Source organism: Aerococcus sp. UMB7834, from assembly GCF_030215145.1.
Classification (GTDB): Bacteria; Bacillota; Bacilli; order Lactobacillales; family Aerococcaceae; genus Aerococcus.
In genome coordinates this window covers 113,365-138,442 of record NZ_JASOLI010000003.1, presented here as the reverse complement: position 1 = coordinate 138,442, position 25,078 = coordinate 113,365, and the positions used below count along the sequence as shown (strand labels likewise).

Below are 25,078 nucleotides of genomic sequence, written 5' to 3'. Positions count from 1 at the left end.
TACTATTAGCGAACAATCTTCAACTTTATTTCTCATAATATTTATAAGGGTTTCCCTTTACTATAAAATCGTATAGATGTTATACTTGTATTGATAGATTTTTTCTATACGGAGGTGAAGCATGAGTATTACATATAATCCCTTGTGGTCGTATATGAGCAAAAAAAATATTTCAAAAAATACATTACAAGATGAATGTAACTTGTCAAAAAGCACGATGACTAAATTAAGAAACGACCGAAATATAAGCTTTGATACTTTGAATAGAATATGCGATTATCTTGACTGCGAAATAAAAGATATTATTGTAAGAGAAGATGATTATTACTACCAAACTACGCTTTTTGACAATGTAGAAGTTACAAATAATCAAACGAAGTTAGAGTTGAATTCTTCACTAGACACTATTTCTCTTTTTAGTGGAGCAGGTGGGCTTGATTTAGGATTAGCAAAAAGCGGATTTAATATAATTTATGCTAATGATAACTACGCACCTGCAGCTGAAAATTATGCATATAATATCGGGCCTATATCTACTCAAGATATACAAAGTATTGACGCCAAAGAGTTACCTGATGCCGACGTTGTAGTTGGAGGATTCCCTTGTCAACCTTTTTCATCAGCTGGAAACAGACGTGGGACAGATGATGATAGAGGTAATTTATATCTCGATATGATTAGAATAATTGCAGAAAAAAAACCTAAAGTAGTTATCATGGAAAATGTTCGTGGCTTACTCTCCATGAAAAATAAGGATAAATCTTTATTAATTGATAGCATTGTAGAAATGTTAGCAAATATCGAACCAGGATATAATGTGAAATATAAACTTCTTAAAGCAAGTAACTATGGTGTACCCCAAAATAGATACCGAGTTTTTATAGTAGCCTTTAGAAGTGATTTAAACATTGACTATAAATTTCCGGATCCTTATTTTATACCTCAACACGAATTGACTGTAGGATATGCAATTAATCTTAATACTAATACCCTTAACCAAAATGAAGTATGGGAACTCTCTCCACAAAGTCAACATTTAGTAAACTTCATCCCAGAAGGCGGATCATGGAAAGATGTGCCATATAATGAATTGCCAGACAGATTAAAAAAAATAAGAGATAATATGAAGAAATATCGATCCCCCAACTTTTATCGTCGCTTTGCAAGAAATGAAATCAATGGAACTATTACAGCTGCAGCAACACCAGAAAATAGTGGTATTTTGCACCCTACAGAAAACAGAAGATATTCTGTTCGAGAAATCGCGAGAATACAATCATTTCCAGATAATTATGAATTTATAGGAAGCTCTATTCCTGCAAAATATAAAATTATTGGGAATGCCGTCCCTCCTAAGTTAGCAAAAGCTGTTGGAGATTCTGTTATAAAAGCTCTACATAAAATAGGATATTAAAAAGCAACTCTCTAAAAATGAGAGCTGCTTTTTTTAATCTAACAAATCAAAAATTTTGTTCCTGAAATTATCAATACTTAGTAAAAAATTATCCCCATTTTTTTCTCCTATATTAATAAAACATGCATCAACCTTGGATGGAGAAAACCTATCGTAATCAAAATAAATTGATTTATTTGAACGTTCATAGAATGACGGGTATATAAGTATTGCGCATTTTGATTTTAATGCAACAGAATAAGAAAGAATTTGATATACATCACTATTTGAAAAAACATTATATGCCTTATTCTTACAATCTAAAACAGCATAGCTATAGTCTTTATAATCGTGGTTTGGAGAGTTTTCCACAAAATTATAAAGAATATCTGGTTGATAATATAATTTTTCTTCTTGAAAACTTGCTTCATCAAGCATATTCTTTTTTCTTTTCCAAGTAGTGAACAAGTTATAGTTCAAATTTTCTACAGTCTTTAAGACCTCAACAACAAATTCTTCAAACAAAGTATCAAAATTAAGTAAAAAACTTTCTACTCCAGCGTTATCGCCTAAATCACTATAATCAGCATTATCGATGATTAAGACTGCTAGTTGTAATAGCTCTTCAAACCTGGCAGTCTGTGAGTTTAAATTAATCCTTTTATAATATTCTTCCGCATCTTGAACAACAGGTTTTATAACCTCCGTGAAATAGTCTTTTAAAGCGGTTGAATCAGATGAGTAGTTAGGATTCTTACTTAATTTCACTAGAGCTCCTGTTAATAACGAGTTAATTTTAGTATCAGTGGTTAAAACATCTTGGTGAGTCGATATTGGTCTACTTTTGTTTTTTAAAATGTTAACAAAAGTTTTTTTATAATTAACTCTTCCCGATACAATATCACTTTGTCGTTTCTCACTAGTATATTCACGATTAATTCCCACCTGGATTTCCTTTGAAAGTAAATTCAAAAAATCTCGAGCTATATCAAAATCATCTGAATTATTCTTTACATCGAGAATATGAGACTCATTGCTCCTAGAGAAACCAGTAGTATACAAATACATCCTTAAAATGTGATTAAATGATATTTCTTTGTACTTACTTTTAAGTTCAATTGTTTGAAGTGGTGTAACGATGAAACCAACTATAGAATTACTAATCGGAAAAATGTTATTATCTCGAAGATCTCTATCCCAATTTATTTTGTATTTTTGTGCCAGATTATCAAAAAAATTAATCTCACTATTATTGATTTTTATTAGCCTTGTGTTTCCTACGAAATCTACGATTGCCACATAATCATCTCCGAAAATCTACTATAAAAAGCATCTTTAAATAAATCTATGTCTTGTATTCCATCTACAAGTTGATCTCCCACAACCATTTCCGCTACACCATTTCTTGTATAAGAATATTCTTTTATAGTCGGTAAAATAACATAGTTAAACTGGTTTTGAAACTCTTCCCAATTCCATTCAAACCCATTGCTGGGTATAAAATATGATTGTCCCAATTTTAAATTTTCATCCCCTAGAACTCTAACTATGTTTTTGTTAATATTATCTAAAATTGCTCCTAAATTATACTTTCCTAAAGAGTTAAAATCATTCATTGGTAGAACAATTGCTTCAGACAAATAATCACTATTCGGTTGTAATTCTACAAAACCAAACCTTCTACGAATTGCTAAATCTAAAAAAGCAATATTCCTGTCGCTCGTATTCATTGTTCCTAGCAAATATAAATTATCTGGCAAACGTAATTCATTAACACCCTCAATTGATTTCGATAATTCAACTTTATACTCTCTATCCAGTAAAATAATGGTTTCCCCAAATATAGAAGATATATTACCTCTATTGATTTCATCAATAACAAACAGAAATTTCTTATCCCTATTCTTTTCAGCTTCTTCAATTGCTTTCATCAACTTTCCTTTAAATGTTGAAATTATAGAATTTCCAGTTTTAGGATCCGTATCAATTGTTTCACCACCAATAAACTCTTCATACGTAAAATTCTGATGAAATTGAAGTGTCCATGATTTTTCAAAAATCAAATTTCCATAATCATCTTTTTCTTCAATAAGCCTTTGTGAATAATAGGACTTTCCAACTCCTGGAACACCAGTGAGAATAATTTGCTTCTTACCTAATAATAATTTTTTTATTGTTGAAAAAGATGGGTTTTCTCCAGTGATTTCAAGATACTTAGCTATACTTTGTGGACTTATTCTGTTATCCCTTGATGCATTAGCTCCACTTGATAGTACGTCTTTATTAGCAGCTGTAACGAGTTCACTAATTTCTAAATGTTCTCTCAGCTCTTGTCCTGAAATACCATCTTTCGCAGGTGATAACAAATTTAAACTTAAGTCATCTTCTATTAACCAATCAAACTCTTTTTTCGTTAATCTAAAGTATTTATTAATAGCTTTTTTTATTACTCTCGTGAATTCTACTGAGCTAGGTTCTTTTTCAAATGGTAGAGCAAAAAAACGATAAATCCATGCTGATAAATGTTTTAAAGATATTTTGTTACCTTGTAGGTATGCTTCAGAAATAACTGTGTCATAATCTCTAGACAATTTAACACTCGCTGATTCTTCATTGTAAACAAAAAATTTATCACGTCTCACATTCTTTAAAGTGTCTTTAAAGCGACTAGGATAATTCTGCAAAGTGCTGCCTGGCTGGTAGAAAGCTTCTTTTTGATTATTACCATAACAATTAACAAACCCCGATGGAAATACTATAGTGTAATTTACAAAATTTTCTGTATTGTCGCGGATTCCACCTATAATTTCAAAAGTATTTATTAGTTCTTCTTTTGTAGCTTTAGAAATCTTATTTTCGCCTGAGCCAGCTAAATTTATTTCACGCTCAACAGATATTCCTAAATGCTTTAATATCAAAAACATATAAAGAAGCTCATCATGGTGCTCACTCTTAAAATAATTTATTGAGCTATAGACGTCTTCTTTCTTAACAAAACAATCCATTGCTTCCTCTTTTCTATGCTAATCATTTGCAAAGTCAAAATCTAAAAAATCATTGTCAACTGATCAAGTTTAAATCAATTAATTTTACTACGACATACGATAAACTTTTTATTAATTGAATTAGGTGTAATTAAAATCCCCCTAAATTACTTTCATGACTTCAATCATAAAAAATACTTTTACATCCAATTATACTGGAAACCAGTAAAAATATGAACAAAAGACCTTGAAAGTAGTGAAATCCTGAACTATAGACATTTACACAAGCCACACAAGACCTTTACATATTCTAAACATCCGCTCGCTATAATTAGGGGTAGTAGTAGATTAATGATATGGAGGGGTTAATAATATGAAGAAATTAGCTGTTGGTAAGCATCTCTTGTTCTCGTCGGCTGTGGTCTGTGCCTTTGTGAGTGCGGGCCAGGTGTCGGTTGCGGCTGCGGAGCATGTGGAAGCGACCCAGCCCCAGACGGTTGAACGGGCGGCGACTGACCAGGATAAACAGAATACGCTTAAGGTCTCGGACCAGATCGCCCAGGAGGCCCCGCTCAAGACCCAGGAGAACATCTCTTCGGCGACGGATTCCAGGGAACAGATTGTGGACCAAGACCCGACTTTCGAGCAGGTGGTGACGCCGGTTAAGGAGACGGAGATTCCGACAACCGTTGAGGCTGGTCAAGAGCCGGGTTCACGTTTTTCCCTAGCGATCTTGCCGGATACCCAGTTCTACGCCCGCTATGCGACAGAGGCCGAGGGTGACCAATTCAATGCAGCTTATGGGTCGGAACCTTTTGCGGCTCAGACCCAGTGGATTGTGGACCATGCGGATGACTATGGGATTGCCATGACCCTCCACGTGGGGGATGTGGTCGACCAGGCCAATAAGCCCGCCCAGTGGCAGGTTGCCAGCGAGGCCATGGGCATCCTCGAAGCTAACCAGGAGCCTTACCTGATCATTGCCGGCAACCACGATATCGGCGGCCAGGCCTTGGAGAATGGCCAGAGTCCTTACTATGGCTACTATACCGAGGTCTTCCCTGGCGAACGGGCCCAAAAGAACGCCAGCTTCCAAGGTCGAGGTCCGAATGATGCCCACGAATACCACATCTTCAATGTGGACGGCCAAGACTTCTTAGTCCTCGGCCTCTCTTGGGGCGCTGAAGGAGCAGAATTGGACTGGGCAGAAGCGGTTTTGAAAGAAAACCCTGACACGCCAACCATCCTGGTTTCCCACCAATTGATCAACAACGATACCGTCACTTCACAGGCCCTGAAGACCCCATTCGGTGAAGTGGTCTGGGACCGGCTCATTGCTCCTAATGACCAGGTCTTCCTGACCTATAACGGCCACCATCACGGGGCGTCGCGCGTCAAGCGGACCAATAACTTCGGTAACCCCGTCTACCAGATCCTGACCGACCAACAGATGGCCTATATGGGCGGGAATGGTTACATGGCTCTCACTGAATTCGACCTGACCAATGGCAAGATCCACCAGACGACCTTTTCCCCCTGGGTACCAACCAAGGCTGAAGAGACCCGGAACGGCTATGACCAAGTCTTCCTGACCGACGACGGGGCCAGCTTTACTTTCAACTTTGACTTCAAGGGCCGCTTCCCTAACTTGGTGGTAGGCCAGCCTGATGACCCCTCCTATTCAAGCCAGCTGCGGACTTATTACAGCGAAAACTACCAGGCCCCTCAGCCTGTTGATCAAGCGCGTCCCGCTTCAGAGGACGACTACCCTGTCGTTGAAGGGACCGTGGCCCACTGGCGGATTTCCGGCGAAGACGGCATAGTCGTTAATGTTGGCGACGCCTTAGTCGACATCACCAACCCGGCTAACAACTTCTACCGGGCGCCGCTCAATGAAGACAATCTCGGGGGCGCTGTCCTGGAAGACGTGACCTGGTCCAAGGACCACCATCCCCTATCATCGAATGCGGGGTCCATCCGTTTCGAGAACGGTAGCCGCCCAACGGCTGACAATCCCCACCACCGGGCCTCCTACTTCCGCACCAAGGATGGTGCTCCAATCAACCTGGAGAACTTTGAGAATGGTTATACCTTCGAGACCTTCATCAAGTTCGACCCCGAATACAATCCAGATGGCGTCAACAACTGGATGCAGTGGCTCGTCCGCGAAGGCCAGCGCCAAAATATCCCCGGCTATGTGGGAACTGAGGGTGAGGAACCGCCATTCGCTTGGGCCTTCTCTAACCTGAGCGAAGTCCAATTCTCTTTCGTCGACCAACAGACCCCTGAAGCGACTGAAGGCTCAGCCTGGTCCGGCGAAATCGTCGACCTGAGCGACTGGTACCACCTAGCCGCGGTCAACGATCCTGAGACCAAGACCCTGACCATGTATGTTAACGGTGTCCCTGTCCTCCGAAATGCCACAAACACGGTCGGCCTCGCTGACGACAAGGGCCAACCCTGGCGCCTGGGCGGTTCCTTCTACGGCGGCCAGGGCGAACACGGCTTCATCGGCTGGATCGGGGAAACACGTTTAGTGGACCGTCCTCTCCAAACTAAGGACTGGTTAACCGCCCGTGCAGCTAAGGCAGAAACTCCCGGAACAGGGACTGGCGGTACAACAGGAACTGGCTCAATTTCAGATCCAGTCAATCCAGGGCAAACAGGAAGCAAGCCTGGGTCAGAGGTCAAACCAGGGACCAGCACCAAGCCTGGGGCAGGTGTTAAGCCTGGACAAAATGAAGGCCCAGCGACTTCAACCACCACTGGCGATCAGGCTAACCGCAAGCCAGACCAAGGGCAAGCGACTAGCCAAGTTGATCCTGGTCAGACAGGAAGCCAAGCAACTGACCAGGCTAGTGGTCAAACGACTCGCTCAGAAACCGGTGCAGGTCAAGCTGAGCAGACGATGCCAACAGTAGCAAGCCGTCAAACCGCTAGCAAGCAAGGAGTCAGTGCCCAAGACCCAGCCAAGGCTAAGGAAAGCCCACGCTCACTTGCTTCTAAGAAGGCAACCTCCACCCTACCCCAAACGGGTGCTAGTGCAGGTGTACTCGGCTTTGGCTTGAGTTTAGTCGCTCTGGGTTCTGCCTTTAGCTTTAAGAAGCGTAAATAGAATCTTACCGCTCTCACTTTAATGGTGCTAGTGAGAATCCGTTTCGCTTTTGAATTTGGGCCTTGAATTTTAGTAAAAAGCAGCAGATACACGCCTAAGCTATCTGCTGCTTTTAATCGTTGAAGTATAAATAAAAATGCCCTACAAGTCCTTCAAGAAAAAGCGATCCATCGTCGTATGGATCAAGTGATCAGGACGAGGAATTTCCCTGAAGCCGTACTTCTGGTAGAGGATAATGGCGGTTGCCAGCTTCGAATGGGTCTCTAGGTAGAGCCTTTGGTAGCCAGCTGCCCTCGCCTTATCCATCACTAACTCCATCAGCGCACGGCCCAAGCCCTGCCCCTGACTTTGAGGAGCCAAGTAGAGCTTCTGTAATTCCGCACAGTGATCAAAGAGCCCACATGCCGCATAGCCAACCCCGCCTAAGACCCGGTCCTGGTCATCCACGGCCACATAATAAGCACGCTCTTGGGGCTTGGATTGATAAAAATCGCTCAGATGGTCTAATTCCGGATCATAGTAAACTGTCCCCGGCAGGTCTAACTGAAAAGTTTCTAGAGTCGAACGAATAAGACCAGCCAGCTGGCTATCGTCCTTCGCTTGGATAAGTCTAAATGTCATCCGATCATCCCTGTCTGTTTGTAAAATTTTAACCAGTATAGCACAAAGGCTTGGAACTTGTAAGCTCAAGCACAGAAATGCTAGAATGGAAGTAAGTGAACAACTGAACATATAGGAGGGAATACTATGACACTCGTTATCAATATCATCTACAGCGGCCAAGGCGACAATGCGCGAAAGTTCGCCCAAGAAATGATGGACCGCGGCGTTGTCGACCGCATCCGCCAGCAGCCCGGCAACCTGCGCTATGACTACTTCGTCCCCCTAGAAGACCCCGAGAGCATCCTCTTAATCGACACCTGGACTGACCAGTCCGCCCTCGATGCCCACCATAAGTCGCCCATGATGCAAGAGATCGCTGAACTCCGCGATAAATATAAACTGCGGATGAAGGTGGACCGCTACCAGCCGGAGGAATAGACTGTAGAAAAAGCAAGCTGTGGGAGGGCAGCTTGCTTTTTTGATTGAGAATTATTTATGCTTTTACAGCTTATTTCCGACTCTCCCAAGACAGGTTTTCCCCGTTACTGGCGATCACTTGCTTGTACCAGTCGAAGGAATCTTTCTTCTTGCGGTCGAAGGAACCAGATCCGTCGTCATCACGATCAACATAGATCATGCCGTAGCGTTTGGACATCTGTCCAGAAGTGAAGGAGACGAGATCGATGATTCCCCAAGGTGTATAGCCCCAGACTTCGACACCATCATAATTAATGGCTATTTCCATTTCTTCAATATGTTTTCTCAAGTAGTCAATTCGATAATCGTCATGAATCTGGCCATCTTCGCTAATCTCGTCATAGGCGCCTAGGCCATTCTCAACGATAAATAGTGGTAGTTGGTATCTCTCCCATAGACGGTTCAGAGTATAACGCAGACCTACCGGATCCACGGCCCAGCCCCAATCGCTAACTTCAAGATAGGGATTTTCTACCTGGTATGGAATCTGGCCATGAATCTTGTGGTCATCATCCGATTCTTCAGACGCGATATCCACTGCATTGGACATGTAGTAGCTAAAGCCAATATAGTCAACCGTCCCTGCCTTGAGGATATCTTCATCCCCAGCTTGAATGGGCACAGAGATATTGTCACGCTCAAATTTCTTCAAGGCATAGCTTGGATAATAGCCACGGACCTGGACATCAGGGAAGAAGAAGCGAAGGCGCATGGATTCGTCAGCTAGCATCACATTGTCAGGTAGGCAATTCTTCGGATAGATTGGCACATGGGAAATCATGGTTCCAATCTTGAAATCAGTATTAATTTCTTTGCCCTTGGCGACTGCTAGGGCACTCGCTAAGAGAAGGTGGTGGGCTGCGGTATACATCACTTCTTCAGCATCCTCCCCTTCTTCAACTGTCACCCCCGCATTGGTCCACAAGAAAATTGGATTCTCATAGTCCATCATATTGTTAATCTCGTTAAAAGTCATCCAGTACTTCACTTTATCCTTGTACCGTTCAAAAACCGTTTCAGCGAAGTGAACAAAATAGTCAACGACCTTACGATTCCTAAAGCCACCGTATTCCTGGGCCAAGTGAAGAGGCATCTCAAAGTGAGTCAAAGTAATCACAGGCTCAATTCCATTGGCGATTAATTCATCGAATAGATTGTCATAAAACTGCAAACCCCCTTCATTGGGTTCCACTTCGTCCCCTTTAGGGAAGATGCGTGACCAATAAATCGACGTTCTAAATGCTTGCAAGCCCATCTCCTTGAATAAGGCAATGTCCTCCTTGTAGCGATGGTAGAAATCAACCGCTTCATGATTGGGGTAATAGACATTGGGATCAATCTCTTGATGGATTTGTCGTTGTTGTTCAACAGCTCCCGCCGTCAACACGTCTGCCACACTGGGACCCTTGCCTCCTGCTTCCCAACCACCTTCTAACTGGTGGGCAGCCACGGCCCCGCCCCATAGGAAATCTTTCGGAAATTGTGTCATTCTCAGCATCCTTTCTTAAACTCAAGATTAATAAGATCTGGTCCAATAATCCTTATTAATTATTTGATAGATCTTCTCCATTGCTTGCAATAACCTTCTTGTACCAATTAAACGATTTCTTCTTAGAACGTTTGAGTGTTCCATTGCCATAGTTGTCACGGTCAACATAGATAAAACCATATCGTTTCTTCATTTCACCGGTACCAGCTGAAACTAAGTCAATACATCCCCATGTGGTATAGCCCAATAAATCAACACCATCTAGGTCAACTGCATCACGCATTTGCTTAATATGTTCAGCTAAATATTTAATCCGATAGTCATCTTCGACATAGCCATTCTCGTCAGGTTCATCTACTGCACCTAGTCCATTCTCAACAACAAATAATGGCTTTTGGTAACGATCATAGATACTATTAATTGTTGTCCTAAAACCTAATGGATCAATTGGCCATCCCCATTCTGTTTTTTCTAGATAGGGGTTATCCGGTGTTTGGAATAAGTTACTTTCAACATTTTCTACTTCGGCATCTTCAGCTACACCAATTCGCGTGTTGTAATAAGAGAAACTAATAAAATCAACTGGATTCTCTTTCAGTATCGCTTTGTCTTCATGACTTATCTCTAGTTCAATGCCATTACGTTCAAAATATTTCAAGGCATAATTAGGATAGTATCCCCTAGCCTGAACATCGATAAAGAAGAGGTTCTCACGATCGCTAGTATAAGCTCCCCAGACATCTTCAGGTTTGGGAGTAAGCGGATAATGGACACCTCCAGCCATCATACAGCCAATCTTATTATTAGGATCGACTTCATGTGCAATTTTTGTTGCAAGTGCACTCGCTACCAATTCGTGGTGAGCAGCTTGATAGAGGCTTTGTTCTTTATGTTCGCCTTCATCAAAGACAATCCCTGCCCCCATGAAAGGTGCATGCAAGAGCATATTAATTTCATTAAAGGTCAACCAATATTTAACTTTTCCTTTATAGCGATTGAACAGGACTTTGCAAAGTCGTTCGTAGAAAGAAATAACTTTTCGATTGCGCCAACCACCATATTCAGTAACTAAATGCATCGGAATATCGAAATGAGTAATGGTTACAAGAGGTTCAATATCATACTTTAATAACTCATCAATTAAATTATCATAGAATGCAAGCCCTCTTTCATTAGGCTCTACTTCGTCACCCTTTGGAAAAATTCTTGACCATGCAATTGAGAAACGGTAGGTCTTAAAACCCATCTCTGCAAATAATGCGATATCTTCTTCATAGTGATGATACATATCAATTGATTCTTTTGCTGGATAGAAGTACCCTTCCTCAAAATCAAGCATTTTTCTTTTACCAGTAACAATCTCCGCTCTATCTTCGATAGGGATGACATCAACATTAGCTAGCCCACGTCCATCTACATCATAGGCTCCTTCACATTGATTGGCTGCAGTTGCGCCACCCCATAAAAAGTCTTTTCTAAATCCCATTTTATCCTCCCTTTCTAATCTAAACTAAAGAAATCATCTAAAGCTGCTTCAGCATCATCAGAGCCATTAGCAGCAAGTTCTGCTGCCTTATGCAATTCCTCTTCTTTTAATTTATTGTCAAAGCGTTTTAAGAATGGGTAGTAAACTAATCCAGCACCTAAAACACTTAACAGAGCTACAGGAATCGCTCGCCAATCACCGGTACTAACAAAAGCACCTATTCCTGCTGGTGTTGGCCATGGCATCAAAGCGATGACCGGACGCACAAAACCTAGTTCAGTGGCCCAATAACCAATTGAACCTGCGACCATCGGAGCAAGTATGAAGGGAACCAACATATCAGGGTTATAGATCATTGGAACGCCAAAGATAATTGGTTCGTTAATATTAAAAATAGCAGGAACTGCAGAGGTTCGACCTAATATTTTTAATTGTTCTGATTTACAAATGGTTGCCATCATTAATGTCAAAAGTAAAGTAGAGCCTGACCCTCCAGGATAAGCATAGGCATTCCAAAATTCACCAGCTAACGTAGCATGGGCATCTCCAGAAGCATTCATTGCCATATTATTAATCAGGATAGGATTAACAATACTCGAAATAATCGTTGCCCCATGAACCCCTACACTCCAAAGTGCGTGAATCAAGAAGAGTATAATCATAAAGCCAAGCCATGTACCTGTCAGATTACTAACAAACATAAAAGGTAATTGAATAGCCTGGAATATATCCGTTCCTAAAAAGATAAATAAAGCATTAATAAGTAGAACAAGAATCGCTAAGATAAACATTGGAATTAAAGCAGTAAAAGAATTTGCCACTCCTGCTGGAACAGCAGCTGGCATCTTTATCACTATATTTTTTTCTATACAGAATTTATAGACATGCACGGCGATTATAGCCATAATAATCCCAACAAAAACACCTATCGAACCAAATCTCGAAACACCGTCTCCTCCTAATGCCCAGCCATTTATAATCATTTCCTCTTCACTGACTACGTGGACAATTGTCATATACCCATCTTCCCATATAATTTGAGGTATGGTCATAATAAAACCAAAAAGAGCAAGCGTTGCCCCATAAATGGGATCTAAATCTAAATCTTGATTATCTTCCACTATAATATATGTATAATGGTAACCCAAAGCAATTGTAAAATATAAAGCTAATACACCCATTGTTGCTTTATTAGCAAGCATATACAGCTCACTAAATCTAAAGAAAGTACTCTCAAAGAAGGATTGTAATGCTGGAATAGCTGTCGGCAAAATATTAAAAACCAAAAACATAGACCCAACAATAGTAAATGGAATTGTTGTTACACCTGTGGCTTGAATCGCGCGAACTAATTGCGTCTGAGAAAGTTTTGTCATTGGTGTCATAAGATATTTTTCCATAAAAGCAAATAGACCAGAATTCGCATTTTCTGACATAATATTCTCCCCCTCTACTTATTATTTATTTTTCTATAATAATCATCATTATTATTGTAAATAGCCTTCACAGCATGCAAATTAAGTAAGGATAAGATTCCTCCCAATAAATTAGTCATCACTATAAGAATAATCCCAGAGCTTTGGTAGGCTATAAAAGGAAAAATTTGTTCAAATAGTGACTGACTAAAAAGCGAAATAACTACTACTATCAAATTTAATAGTTGATAGATAAAATGCTTTCGACTACATTTCAAATGATTACTTGGTCTATTATATAGTTTAAACTGCTCAATCAAAGCCATAGTATTACTAACTAAGAGAACCAAAGGAAGAAGCACTCCTAAACTATGGCTTCCTATAGTAAATATAAACCAGTATAAATTAACAAAGAAAAAAAGAGTTAAACTATAACGTTGCCATAAAAACCGATTAAACTTTATAACTTTTTTTGTTTGTTTTTCTCTTATTTTCTTATTTTCAGCTGCTTGCATCACCATCAATCCCTATTAGCTAATCGTTTATAAACATCTAATAGCTCTAAAGCCATATCTCGATATGACATTCCGGTCATTAAATGATCTTGTGCATGGACCATAATAATCTCCATTACAATCTCTTCTCCTCCTGCGTATGACTGCAAGAGTTCTGTTTGAGCATTGTGAGCTTCAATGAAAGCATCGTTGGATTCTTCAAGTTTTCGTTCTGCCTCTTCAAATTTATCCGCTTTCATTAACTGAATAGCATCATGTGCTAAAGTTTTACCGTTAGCAGATGATAAAATAATTTGAAAAGCTATTTGTTGAATTTCAGATGATTCCATTATTTACCCTCTCTTTCAGCCTTTTCCCGTTTTAAGTCTTCTTTAAATACAGGGAAGATTTGCATGGCTAATTTAATTGTACTTTCTTCTGTAGGTAAATAAGCTTCAGGCTCAATGTTAAGTAGAGGCTTATTCTTAGCTTGAGCTGATTTTGTTAAATTTTCACTAGCCATTTTAACCTGAGGGCTTAATAGATATAAGTCATATTGATCTTTCTCTATAATATCCTTACCTTTAGTTACTGTCGTTGCTTCCACTTCTATAGGAAGATCCCGACCTTCGAAAAACTGAGTAACTTTTTGAGCAATCATTGAAGATGACATACCTGCGTTACAAATGATAAGTGCCTTTTTCATTTAAAACCATATCCTTTCTAGTTTTATGTATACGCTTACATTTATATATTATATTACCCTTTATTCTTCCTCAAGCTAATCTCTATATTTAGAAGTCTCTTACACAACTTTAAAGCTTCATTCTATAAAATTTGTTAAAATCATACACAGGAAAGGTGATTAACTTTATGTTACTTAAGGAAAAAATGGAAATGGATATTTTTTCTTTTTCTGAGCGAATTATTATTAACTACCTAATTGGAAATACAGAGCATCTTGAAGATATGACAACCTCCTCTATAGCAACAGCCACTCATACTCATTCAACAAGTGTTATTCGAGTAGCTAAGAAATTAAATCTTTCTGGATGGCTAGAACTCAAAAAGGAACTTATCAAAGAAAGAGAGTATCTAAAATCTACTATAAATGATTTAGATGCTAATACACCGTTTAATTCAGCAGATACTTTCCCAGAAATTATCAATCGTATCGCTATTGTCATGAAAGAATCCATTGATGATTCACAAAAGTTAATTGATTATGAAACTTTTCAAAATGTTTGCAAACTAATCATGAATGCTCCCAGAATTGTTATATTTACTGCAAAAAATAATCTTAGTGCTATTGAATTTTTCATTACAAATATGATACGGATTGGCTATAACATTCAAGTAGCTGATAACTTTGATTATCCTGAGTTTACAGCTTATAATATGCAAAACGAAGACATCGCTCTTTTTATCTCTTATTCAGGTGAAAATCCAGAAATCGTTCGCTCACTTAACTTTGTAAAAAAATCAGGTGCTAAGATAATTAGTTTTACTAATATAGGAGAAAATTCTTTGTCCAAAGAAAGTCTCTATACTATTAATCTCAGCACCCATGAAAAACTTTACTCTAAAATCGGTAACTTTAATTCAACAACTTCTATTTTCTTTCTATTCAATGCCTTATATGCATGTATTTTTTCTTTAAACTATCAACAAAACATGCGCCATATTATGAAACTCAATAGAGCTGTTGAAAGGAGAACGTCTGATAACGAACTCCTCAATGAAGAAGACTAACCCCTAAATCAACTCAAAATGTTCGAAAGCCTTATATATCCCATCATCATCTACCGCTGCGGTCACATAGTCCGCAGCTTCTTTGATTTCAGGACCTCCACTGGCAACCGCGACGCCAACTTGGCAGTAGTCAATCATGGAAAGGTCAATTTTGGCATCGCCAATGGCTAGGGTAGCTTCTTTAGGATGGTTGACCAGTTTTAAGAGTCGGCCAATTGCGCCAGCCTTTGTGATGTTAGCGACACCAATATCACCGAAGAGGGCCTTCTCACCATTACCTCCCCAGGTTCCAACTTTCAGATGGGCGAACTTGCCCTTGGCTTCAAGGTAGTCGTCATAGGATTCTAGGATAAAGGAGACTTTATTCAAATCTGTTCGTTTGAGATCCCCTCCGAAAATCATTTCAGGGAATGACTTCCTCACATCCATATCTTCAGGATGAGGTTGGCCCTTATAGGCGGCATATTCCTGCATGGTCGACCGACCGCGCTCTTCAAAATTGGGACTGGCGAAGAGACCATTATTAGATTCCAGGTAATAGGCTAGGCCTTTGTCATCCAACCAATCAACGATCGCCTGGCTATCTTCTGTCGAAAGCACTTCTTCGTAAAGGACTTCATCCTCATATTCAATATAAGAACCGTTACCACCAATATAACCATCAAAGCCAATATCTAAAATTTCTTGGTACATCTCTGCCTTGCTCCGGCCTGTAACGGGCAAGACCTTGTGCCCATTAGCTCGGGCTTGACGAATAGCTTGAATAGCCGATTCTGGAATTTCATTGCGGTAGTTAGTAATTGTCCCATCCACATCTAAGAATACAAATTGTGTCTGCATAGATCCTCCTCTTTAGGCATCAGGGGCTTGGAGACTGCCCCCATTTGTTTCAATCACTTCTTTATACCAGTCAAAGGAATGCTTCTTATAACGGCTTAGCGTTCCTTCCCCATCATCATTACGGTCAACATAGATAAAGCCATAGCGCTTAGATAGTTCAGCAGTCGATGCCGAAACGAGATCAATACAGCCCCAAGTGGTGTAGCCCATGACATCTACCCCATCTTTAATGGCTTCCCCAACCTGGTAGAGGTGTTGGTTCAGGTAGTCGATCCGGTAGTCATCCTCAACTGTGGGGCCATCTGGTCCATCAACGAGTTGGTCTTTAGCCCCCAAACCATTCTCCACAATAAAGAGTGGCAGTTGGTAGCGGTCATAGAAGTCATTGAGGACGAGTCTTAGACCGACCGGATCAATTTGCCAGCCCCATTCGCTGGCTTCAAGATAGGGGTTTGACAGCCCGCCTAGAATATTCCCCTTACCTGATGTATAGTCTTCAGGATTGTGGGCAGCGGCGACACTCATATAGTAGGAGAAAGAAATGAAGTCTACCGTGTGTTCCTTGAGTAATTCCCTGTCTCCTTCTGCGAATTCAATCTCAATGCCATGCTCCTTGAAATAACGTTTAGCATAGCCTGGGTATTCTCCGCGCGCGTGAATATCTGAGAAGAGATAGTTGTGGTTTTCATAGTCTCGAGCTGCTAATTGATCGAGCGGGTGCGCCGTCATAGGATAGGCTGGCATAGCAAGAACCATGCAGCCAATCTGGAAGTCAGGGTTGATTTCATGCCCAATCTTCGTTGCTAAAGCAGAAGCCACGAGTTCATGGTGGGCTGCTTGGTAGAGGTCAGACTCGCTGAGTTCTTCTTTAGGCGTGGCAATCCCTCCACTGATGAAAGGCAGGCTAAAAAGGGAGTTAATTTCATTGAAGGTTAACCAATACTTCACCTTATCTTTATAACGTGTAAAGACTGTGCGTACATAGCGAGCATAGAAATCGATCAATTTTCGATTGGCCCAACCATTATATTCTCGGGCGAGATGGAGCGGGGTCTCATAGTGGGAGAGAGTAACTAAAGGTTCAATACCATATTTAGCGAGTTCATCGAAGACATCATCATAGAATTGCAAGCCTGCCTCATTAGGTTCTGTCTCATCACCCTTAGGAAAGATACGGGACCAAGCAATGGACAAACGAAAGACCTTAAAGCCCATCTCCGCGAACAAGGCAATATCTTCCTTGTAGCGATGGTAGAAGTCAATGCCTTCTAACTTGAGATTATCTGGAGTGGGTTCTTCAGTCACCCGGCCAAAACCACCGTCTGGCGTCACGTCCTGAACGCTCAAGCCCTTACCATCAACATTATAAGCTCCTTCGAATTGATTGGCAGCTGTCGCGCCGCCCCATAAAAAATTCTCTGGAAATACTGACATCTTATCCATCCTTTCTATCTACACAAGTATCATAACTCGACTCGATTGATCAACTGGACCTTCTTCAACAAAAACATCCATATAATCTGCTGAATTCGTGACGATCACTGGGGTTACTGTATCATAACCTGCTTCAGCAATCTTATCCTGGTCAAAACTTAGCAATAAATCACCTGCTTTAAATTCTTGGTCAACAGCAACCTTAGTATCGAAGTAAAGCCCATCTAATTGGACCGTGTCTAAGCCGACATGGATCAATAATTCAACCCCATCTGTGCTCACTAGGCCAATCGCGTGGTGAGTTGGGAAGAGGGAGACGACCTTGCCATCGAAAGGTGCATAAACCTTACCCTCACTTGGCTTAATAGCGAGGCCCTTACCCATTGCGCCACTCGAGAAGACACTGTCATTCACTTGGCTTAAAGGAACCACTTCGCCCTTAAGCGGTGCGGCTATTTCGATCTTGAGCTCCGTATCAGCTGCTGACTGGCTATTGTCAGCTGTCTCTTCCTTGGCATCCGTCTTTTGGTCGCCTGTCCCAAAAATAAAGGCAAGAACGGTAGCGATGATGAAGGAAGTTCCTACGCCGATACTGTAACCGAGCATAGGGGAGTAGCTAGGAATGGTTAAGACACTATTGAAGACAAAGGTAAAGACGCGAACATCAAAGACGCCGACGATAGCTCCACCAATCATGGAAGCAATAACCATCAGAGGAATCAAGCGGCGGTATCTTAAGACCAAACCATATAGGATAGGCTCCGTCACACCCGCCAAGAAGCCTGAGGTTGAAGCTGATAGAGCTAATGATTTTAACTGTTTATTGCGGTGGCTTCTGAGGAAGACCCCAAAGGCAATTCCTGTCTGAGCAAAGGTTGCTGCAGCCGTAATCGGCCCAATGATGTCCCCACCCTTAGCGAAGTTTTCAATCATCAAAGGTACCACGCCCCAGTGAACACCAAGAATAACCAAGAAAGGCCAAACCCCACTGATTAAGATACCGCCAAGGATACCGGAGAAATTAACGAGACCGTTAATGGCTTGTCCAACTAAACCGCTCGCATACTGGGCAAAGGGTCCGAAGGCAAGCACCGTTAGGGGTACCATGATTAGGATACCCATCATTGGCACAAAGAACAAGGAAATCGTATCCGGTGTATGTTTCTTCAAGAAGCGCTCAATAGGCGCATAGAGAGCCATAGCGAGAAGAATTGGGAAGACGGTTGAGGCATAGTCCGTCACTACTAATGGCAGACCCATAAAATGCAGGCCTTCCTTGACTTCTAAGAGGGCCGTATAAGAGGGATCGAGTAAGGCAGCAGCAATAGCGCCCCCTACAAAGGGATTAGCATTCAACTGCTTGGCTGCCGTAATCCCCACAAAAATCGGCAAGAGGGTAAAGAAACCAGAACTTGCTGCATTAAGAACAGCGTAAGTTGCTCCCTCTGTATCAATCAAAGAAAAGATTGAAAGGACTGCTAGCAAGGCCTTGATCATCCCTGCACCTGTCATAGCAGGAATTAGAGGTGAGAAGGTACCTGAAATATATTCAAAAACCTTATTCCAACCAGTTTTTTTCTCTTGGGAGACTTCATCCCTTGTCGCTTCGCTCTCACCTGAACGAATGGAATAATTATCCATAATCGCTTGGTAGACCTTAGATACCTTATTCCCAATGACTACTTGGAATTGCCCACCCTGTTCCACAACTGAGAGGACTTCTGGGACCTCGTCCAAGGCCTCACGGTTGGCCTTCGAACTATCTTTCAACTTAAAGCGTAAGCGGGTCGCACAATGGACCAAGCTTCGCACATTTTCTTCCCCACCCACATTTTCCATAATGGCCTGGGCTAAATCATGGTTTGACATCTTTTCCAACTCCTTTATTCCTCATTTTCTAACTGACTTATCACGCGTTGAATATGGATCATCAAATATAATTTCTCTTCCTGACCAATCGTCACCTCAAGTTTCTGCTCAATATATGCAGCTACTTTTTCGACGCAGGCGCGCACTCTCGGATACTTCTTGACCATCTGCCCATAAAGGAAATCATCACTATCTGAATGATTTCCCACTGTTTTGTGGTCATATAAACGAATCACTAGATAGCGCAGGTGGGTGACAAAACGACTGTAGTGGAAGGACGAACTATCTAACTGAATCCCATAGAAGTAAGACACAATATCTAAGATATCTTGAACCATCTCAATGACTTCAATGGTTTGATCCATCCCTGGACTATCTACTTTGGCATTGATGATATGAAGAGCAATAGTCGCTGCTTCATGCTCAGGAAGGGCTAATTCTAGTCGTTGATAAATCAACTCCAGGGCCTTCTCGCCGATCATAAATTCGACGGTATAAAAATTCTTAACCTCCCAATAGAGAGGAGAAGTGACTTCCAGGCCTTTTTGTATCCGGTCAATAGCAAAGTTCAAGTGGTCTGGCAGGGTCAAATAAATATTATTATTTAACCGACTTCCTAGAACACCTTGGGCATATTTGATAATATCTGTCGCTATTTCGACAATCACAGGGTCAATCTTATGGTAGATCTCATAATCACTCTTCTTACTTGAGTCCATGACAAAGACCTTCTCAACCTTTTCTAGTTCAAGGTCATCCCCCACTCGTTTGTTAAAGCCAATTCCCTTGCCCATGGCTATAATCTCTTCATTCTTCTCATTCATAGACATCACAACATTATTATTAAAAACCTTCTTAACTTCCAAAATCTCACCCCTCTCGCCAAAAAGAAAAGACCCAAATAAAAGTCTAAAGCTAGTCTGCCTAGCCCTACACCTTTACTTAGGTCTTGCCTGATTGAACAGTCACAATCCATATCTATCTCTTACTATAGCAAATCTGCTCTTGTTTTGCAAGCGCTTTTATAGAAAGAAATAGGAATAGAAGTTTAGCTCCTATTCCTATCTGAAATCAACGACTTTTAACTCACTCTCTTATTGGAACTGCATCCCGCCATCAACGATCAAGGTTTGGCCGGTGATGTAGTTGGAGTCTGGGCCAGCCAAGAAGGAAACAGCCGCAGCCACATCTTCAGGTTCCGACAGGCGACCGAGTGTAATGTCCTTGGCGAATTGTTGCATGCCCCAGTCATCATCCTTGCCAGCATTCTTGCCAACTTGATGGGCAATATCGAACATCATTGGGGTCTTCACGATCCCTGGTGCATAGCAGTTGACGGTAATATTCTTTTCAGCCAGGTCGCGGGCTGTGGTTTGGGTAATGCCGCGGACCGCGAATTTGGTCCCAGCATAGAGGGCCAAGTTAGGATTGCCGACAACCCCCGTTTGGGAAGTTGCGTTAATGATCTTCCCGCCATTGCCGAACTTGTCGAACTGCTCAACCGCAGCTTGGGTCCCCCAATAAACCCCACCGACGTTGATCTTGTAGACCTGTTCGAATTGTTCAGGGGTGATGGTTTCGATTGGTGTAGTTGGGCCAAGGCCTGCATTGTTCACGATCACATCGAAACGCCCAAAAGCTTCTGCTGCTTGTTCTACAGCCGCAAAGACTTGGTCGCGATCAGAAACATCTACCTTAACGGCGATAGCCTTCTTCCCCTTTTCTTCCAAGCTAGCAGCCACTTTCTTGGCTTCCCCTTCGTTCAAATCAGCCACAGCAACCGCAAAACCATCTTCGGACAAACGTTCCGCGATGGCCTTCCCAATCCCTTGAGCAGCACCAGTAACTAAAGCAACTTTTTCTTCTGCCATATTAAAATCTCCTTATTTTTATTTTTTACAAATAAATTATACCTCTTTGAAAAGGCAGTGTCTAAAGATACCCCCCTGTGATCGCAAATCCCGATGAATCCTGGCCACTTATCGGTAATGCCAGTCAGGGGGAGATTTTATTAGTCATTTATTTTTATCGCTAGTATGTCTACTAATATTCGGCAGAGGATAGATAGGGGGAGTCTAGAGTGAACCTCGTAATCAGGTAAGAAAGAATTTCTTGATTTAAACCCAATTAAAGCAATATCTCGATACTGCATAATGCTCGAATCTCTATTCGTCGTAATCACAATATTAGTACTCTTTAAATCCTTGCTTATCTTGGCTGCTTCGACAAGTTCTTTAGTTTCTCCATTTAAAGTTAGGAATAGTACGGCGTCTTCTGGTCTGGCACGTTGGGCTATTCCCCTAATTAAATTAGGATCTGTATATTTTTTACAGGTTTTCCCTAGCAAAGCGAGTTTAATCGACACTTCCTCAGCCAATAATTCCGATAATCCCCGTGCAAAAATATATATTTTATCAGCTTTTGCAATGGCTTCTGCTGCTTTAAGGGCATCTTTAACATTCAGTTGATTAATAGTATGGGTGACTTCCCAGTAATTCTTCAGAACGGCCTCTTTAACAAGGGCTGGCTCTCCTTCTAAATGACTAAAGGGTTTCATGATATGTGATTGATTGCTAATACTTTGTTTAAAAGAAGTATATCCTGTATAGCCTTGTTTTTGGACGGTACGGACTATGGTGGCCGTCGAAACATTTGCTAATTCACTTAACTCTGTGATGGTTAAGTCAGGAATTTTAGCAAAGTTATCTTGAATGAACTTCCAGCAAAATCTTTCTGCTTGCGATAACTTATCCATGGCTTACTCCTTTAAATACCTTAATACTTGACTGATACATCATCTTGTAAAAGATTTACAAGCTACAAAGGCTATTATACCAGAAAAGAAAACATTTACATTATTCTTTCCCCTATACTAAAGGCAAGAGGAGGTGGGGAGATGTTCTATACATGTACATTAAACCCTGCAATTGATTTATTTATTGATACCAATAAACTGTTGCCAAATACCGTAAACCGCACCAATAATTATGATGTGATCGCCAATGGGAAAGGCGTTAACGTCTCTTTGATATTAAAAAAATTAGGCATCGATTCCTGTGCCCTTAGTATTGGGGGCGGCTTTACCTTTCATTTTATCGAAGACTATTTGCATGAACAAGGCATCGATACTCACTTTATTCAAACAGAGGGAACAACCCGCATCAATGTCTTTACACGAGTAAGAGAAGCTGACCTGGAATATAAGTTAGTGAACCCAGGCCCCCAAGTCAGCAAAGAGACACTCGACTCTTTAATGACTAAAATCTACACCTTAAACAGTGACGACTTCTTAATTGTTTCAGGAAGTTTCGCTAAGGGGATATCACCTGACCAATTAATTACCTTAGCCGAATTGTCATCTGCCCAAGGCTTCCAACTAATCGTTGATACCAGTTACACCACTGTTATGGATTGTTTACCGTATAAGCCCCTTTTAATCAAACCTAACGAAGAGGAAATCGCATCATGGTTTGAAATTAGTGACGAAGTGGAACTAACATTCGATGATTACATTCATTATGCTAAAATCCTCATCACTAAGGGAGCACAAAATATTCTACTATCTTTAGGCAGTCAAGGCGCCTTATTTATAAATAAGGATACCGTCCTATACGGTAATGCGCCGAAGGGAAAAGTGATTAATACCGCATGCTCTGGAGATACCATGCTAGGAACTTTCATCGCGTATTGCCAGCAGGGAAGTTCTTATGAAGAGGCTCTGAGATATAGTCTAGCCGCCGGATCTTCTACTGCCTTTACCACAGCCTTAACAGATTTTACAGATACTGACGACTTAGCCAAAGAGATATCAATCAAAAGAATTGAGGGGGCTCAAAAATGAATCGATACAAAATTATAGCTGCAACAGGCTGTCCTACTGGGATTGCTCATACCTATATGGCTCAGGAAGCATTAGAAGAAGCAGCAAAAAAGCATAATGTTGCTATTAAAGTAGAAACACATGGTCAATCTGGAGTTGAAAACGAACTCAGCCTCCAAGATATTCAAGAAGCTGACGTTGTTATCGTTGCGGCCGATAAAGATGTTAATATAGAACGTTTCGATGGCAAGCCTTTGATCAATGTCTCTGTTTCAGCCGGAATGAAGCGAGCAGATGATCTCATCCAACAAGCTTTAGATAAAGACCATTTGCCGATCTATCATGCCGGCACCCGGCACAATTCAGTGGAAGAACAAAGTAAGAAGTCTTCTAGTTCCTTCCTCCACAACCTCTACGTCTACCTAATGAATGGTGTCTCCCACATGCTACCAATTGTTGTAGCTGGTGGGGTGCTCACCGCTATCTCCTTCTTCTGGGGCATCAACTCTGCAGATCCCGCAAGTCCAGAATATAACGAATTTGCTAGCGTGCTCAATCAAATTGGTGGCCTAACAATGAATTTAATGGTCCCTGTTCTCTCGGCCTATATTGCAGAAGCCATGGCTAAACGGTCAGGGTTAGTTGTCGGCTTTGCTACAGGGATGATCGCCTATACCAATGGGACGGGCTTCTTAGGAGGAATTCTGAGTGGTTTCCTATCAGGTTACATTATTATGGGACTTAATAAACTACTCAAAGGCTTGCCCAAATCCTTAGACGGCCTAAAATCTATCTTCTTATTACCAGTTTTAGGCGTATTAATCACTGGATTTATTGTGTGGTATCTATCAATTCCTATGAAAGAAATTAATGAAGGTATGATGGCTTTCCTTAAAAACATGGAAAACTCGAGCCCTATAGTCCTCGGGGCCATTGTCGGAATTATGAGTGCTGCAGACTTCGGAGGTCCAGTTAACAAGGCCGCCTATCTAACAGGGACAGCCCTATTAGCCCAAGGCAACTATTACTTCATGGCTGGTGTTTCAGCAGCATGTATCGCACCGCCACTCGCAACTGGTTTTGCCGTTCTATTCAATCGAAAAGCCTATACAGATAAAGAACGGAGCGCTGGACTGGTCAACTTCCTCCTGGGGTCAACACATATTACAGAAGGAGCTATTCCCTTTGCAGCGACTAACCCCCTAATTAATATTCCTATCTTTATGTTGGGATCCTCAGTTGCAGCTATTCTAACTTATATCAGTCAGATTACTGTTCCAGCTCCCCACGGCGGTTTTATCGTGCTTCCTCTCGTTAATAAACCTCTACTATGGGTGGTAAATATTCTCATCGGTGCCGCAATTTCGGGATTCTTACTGAGTCTTGTTGCCAAAAGACAAGAGGAGAAGCACCAAACAGAAGCTAAACATGTACAAGAGAACGAAGGGACTAACCACTTCAAAGATATCCTATTTCCTTCCCATATTAAAACCCAAGTTCAGCTTGAAAACCGTGACGATGCCTTAACCTACTTATCCGACTTCGCTCAAAGCTTAGGCCTAGCTAAGGATGCTCAAAGCGTTCTGGAAAAATTTATAGCGCGAGAAAATGAATTCTCTACCGCTATGGAGAACGGCATTGCAATTCCCCATGCTCAATCAGAGGCGATCACAAAGCCAGGAATGCTGATTATCAAATTGCAAGACCCTATTGAATGGAGCAGCTTAGATAATGAAAAAGTGGATACACTTATCGCTTTCCTCATACCAGCTTCAGACAAGGGAGACGAACATTTAAACTATCTATCTAATACAGCCAAAAAACTCGTCCACCAAGACTTTGTTGATCAACTCAAACAATCTGATGAGCCGATAAGTATTTATGATTTGTTTATTGAAGACTAATGG

At 41.2% G+C, this 25,078-nt stretch carries 21 protein-coding genes; 6 read left to right on the top strand and 15 right to left on the bottom strand.

What is annotated here, in order from left to right; translation table 11 throughout:
• Positions 1 to 121 precede the first annotated feature (121 nt).
• Positions 122 to 1,414: a DNA cytosine methyltransferase gene (locus QP339_RS03355; RefSeq protein ID WP_284910423.1), complete on the top strand. Its 1,293-nt coding sequence runs from the start codon at positions 122 to 124 to the stop codon at positions 1,412 to 1,414.
• Positions 1,415 to 1,447: 33 nt separating this feature from the next.
• On the opposite strand, the gene QP339_RS03350 is transcribed toward QP339_RS03355, so the two are convergent.
• A complete protein-coding gene (locus QP339_RS03350) occupies positions 1,448 to 2,692 on the bottom strand; it encodes a 5-methylcytosine restriction system specificity protein McrC (protein ID WP_284910422.1) in 1,245 nt (414 codons plus the stop codon).
• Positions 2,680 to 4,398, bottom strand: a complete 1,719-nt coding sequence (locus tag QP339_RS03345) for an McrB family protein (protein ID WP_284910421.1) — start codon at positions 4,396 to 4,398, stop codon at positions 2,680 to 2,682. The genes QP339_RS03350 and QP339_RS03345 overlap by 13 nt, the downstream gene beginning before the upstream one ends.
• A 352-nt stretch (positions 4,399 to 4,750) precedes the next feature.
• On the opposite strand from QP339_RS03345, the gene QP339_RS03340 reads away from it, so the two are divergent.
• Positions 4,751 to 7,492, top strand: a complete 2,742-nt coding sequence (locus tag QP339_RS03340; protein WP_284910420.1) for a LamG-like jellyroll fold domain-containing protein — start codon at positions 4,751 to 4,753, stop codon at positions 7,490 to 7,492.
• Between the two features lie 141 nt (positions 7,493 to 7,633).
• Here the strand turns inward: QP339_RS03340 and QP339_RS03335 are convergent, their stop codons facing one another.
• Positions 7,634 to 8,113 (bottom strand): GNAT family N-acetyltransferase, encoded by a 480-nt coding sequence (locus tag QP339_RS03335; RefSeq protein ID WP_284910419.1) that lies wholly within the window; start codon positions 8,111 to 8,113, stop codon positions 7,634 to 7,636.
• Positions 8,114 to 8,239: 126 nt separating this feature from the next.
• Here QP339_RS03335 and QP339_RS03330 point away from each other — a divergent pair, with 126 nt between their 5' ends.
• A complete protein-coding gene (locus QP339_RS03330) occupies positions 8,240 to 8,533 on the top strand; it encodes a putative quinol monooxygenase (RefSeq protein WP_284910418.1) in 294 nt (97 codons plus the stop codon).
• Positions 8,534 to 8,603: 70 nt separating this feature from the next.
• Here QP339_RS03330 and QP339_RS03325 read toward each other — a convergent pair whose 3' ends face one another.
• Genes QP339_RS03325 through QP339_RS03300 form a run of 6 tightly spaced genes read right to left on the bottom strand, consistent with a single transcriptional unit; the run spans position 8,604 to position 14,162 of the window.
• Complete coding sequence (locus QP339_RS03325) at positions 8,604 to 10,061, bottom strand: 6-phospho-beta-glucosidase (protein WP_284910417.1); 1,458 nt, start codon at positions 10,059 to 10,061, stop codon at positions 8,604 to 8,606.
• A gap of 55 nt (positions 10,062 to 10,116) precedes the next feature.
• Positions 10,117 to 11,547: a 6-phospho-beta-glucosidase gene (locus QP339_RS03320; RefSeq protein ID WP_284910416.1), complete on the bottom strand. Its 1,431-nt coding sequence runs from the start codon at positions 11,545 to 11,547 to the stop codon at positions 10,117 to 10,119.
• A 14-nt stretch (positions 11,548 to 11,561) separates the two neighbouring features.
• On the bottom strand, positions 11,562 to 12,983 hold the full coding sequence (gene celB, locus QP339_RS03315) for a PTS cellobiose transporter subunit IIC (protein WP_284910415.1): 1,422 nt from the start codon (positions 12,981 to 12,983) through the stop codon (positions 11,562 to 11,564).
• Between the two features lie 14 nt (positions 12,984 to 12,997).
• A complete protein-coding gene (locus QP339_RS03310; protein WP_284910414.1) occupies positions 12,998 to 13,477 on the bottom strand; it encodes a hypothetical protein in 480 nt (159 codons plus the stop codon).
• Positions 13,478 to 13,482: 5 nt separating this feature from the next.
• Positions 13,483 to 13,806 carry a PTS lactose/cellobiose transporter subunit IIA gene (locus tag QP339_RS03305; RefSeq protein ID WP_284910413.1) on the bottom strand — a complete coding sequence of 108 codons (324 nt, stop codon included), beginning with the start codon at positions 13,804 to 13,806 and terminating at the stop codon, positions 13,483 to 13,485.
• Complete coding sequence (locus QP339_RS03300) at positions 13,806 to 14,162, bottom strand: PTS cellobiose transporter subunit IIB (RefSeq protein WP_284910412.1); 357 nt, start codon at positions 14,160 to 14,162, stop codon at positions 13,806 to 13,808. Before QP339_RS03300 ends, QP339_RS03305 begins: the two co-directional genes overlap by 1 nt.
• Before the next feature lie 167 nt (positions 14,163 to 14,329).
• Between QP339_RS03300 and QP339_RS03295 the strand changes: the two genes are divergently transcribed.
• Positions 14,330 to 15,208, top strand: a complete 879-nt coding sequence (locus tag QP339_RS03295; RefSeq protein ID WP_284910411.1) for a MurR/RpiR family transcriptional regulator — start codon at positions 14,330 to 14,332, stop codon at positions 15,206 to 15,208.
• 3 nt (positions 15,209 to 15,211) lie between these two features.
• On the opposite strand, the gene QP339_RS03290 is transcribed toward QP339_RS03295, so the two are convergent.
• The 6 genes from QP339_RS03290 to QP339_RS03265 all read right to left on the bottom strand — a co-directional run bounded on the left by QP339_RS03290 (position 15,212) and on the right by QP339_RS03265 (position 22,106).
• Positions 15,212 to 16,048, bottom strand: a complete 837-nt coding sequence (locus QP339_RS03290; protein ID WP_284910410.1) for a Cof-type HAD-IIB family hydrolase — start codon at positions 16,046 to 16,048, stop codon at positions 15,212 to 15,214.
• 12 nt (positions 16,049 to 16,060) lie between these two features.
• Positions 16,061 to 17,482 carry a glycoside hydrolase family 1 protein gene (locus QP339_RS03285; RefSeq protein WP_284910409.1) on the bottom strand — a complete coding sequence of 474 codons (1,422 nt, stop codon included), beginning with the start codon at positions 17,480 to 17,482 and terminating at the stop codon, positions 16,061 to 16,063.
• 18 nt (positions 17,483 to 17,500) lie between these two features.
• A complete protein-coding gene (locus QP339_RS03280; RefSeq protein ID WP_284910408.1) occupies positions 17,501 to 19,351 on the bottom strand; it encodes a beta-glucoside-specific PTS transporter subunit IIABC in 1,851 nt (616 codons plus the stop codon).
• 14 nt (positions 19,352 to 19,365) lie between these two features.
• Positions 19,366 to 20,217, bottom strand: coding sequence for a BglG family transcription antiterminator LicT (gene licT / locus QP339_RS03275; protein WP_284910407.1), 852 nt, complete (start codon positions 20,215 to 20,217; stop codon positions 19,366 to 19,368).
• Between the two features lie 228 nt (positions 20,218 to 20,445).
• Positions 20,446 to 21,222 (bottom strand): (S)-acetoin forming diacetyl reductase, encoded by a 777-nt coding sequence (locus QP339_RS03270; RefSeq protein WP_284910406.1) that lies wholly within the window; start codon positions 21,220 to 21,222, stop codon positions 20,446 to 20,448.
• 140 nt (positions 21,223 to 21,362) lie between these two features.
• A complete protein-coding gene (locus QP339_RS03265) occupies positions 21,363 to 22,106 on the bottom strand; it encodes a MurR/RpiR family transcriptional regulator (RefSeq protein ID WP_284910405.1) in 744 nt (247 codons plus the stop codon).
• Between the two features lie 141 nt (positions 22,107 to 22,247).
• Between QP339_RS03265 and pfkB the strand changes: the two genes are divergently transcribed.
• Together pfkB and QP339_RS03255 are read left to right on the top strand one after the other, a co-directional pair.
• Positions 22,248 to 23,192: a 1-phosphofructokinase gene (gene pfkB, locus QP339_RS03260; RefSeq protein ID WP_284910404.1), complete on the top strand. Its 945-nt coding sequence runs from the start codon at positions 22,248 to 22,250 to the stop codon at positions 23,190 to 23,192.
• Positions 23,189 to 25,075 carry a fructose-specific PTS transporter subunit EIIC gene (locus QP339_RS03255; RefSeq protein ID WP_284910403.1) on the top strand — a complete coding sequence of 629 codons (1,887 nt, stop codon included), beginning with the start codon at positions 23,189 to 23,191 and terminating at the stop codon, positions 25,073 to 25,075. Before pfkB ends, QP339_RS03255 begins: the two co-directional genes overlap by 4 nt.
• The last annotated feature ends 3 nt before the right edge of the window (positions 25,076 to 25,078 follow it).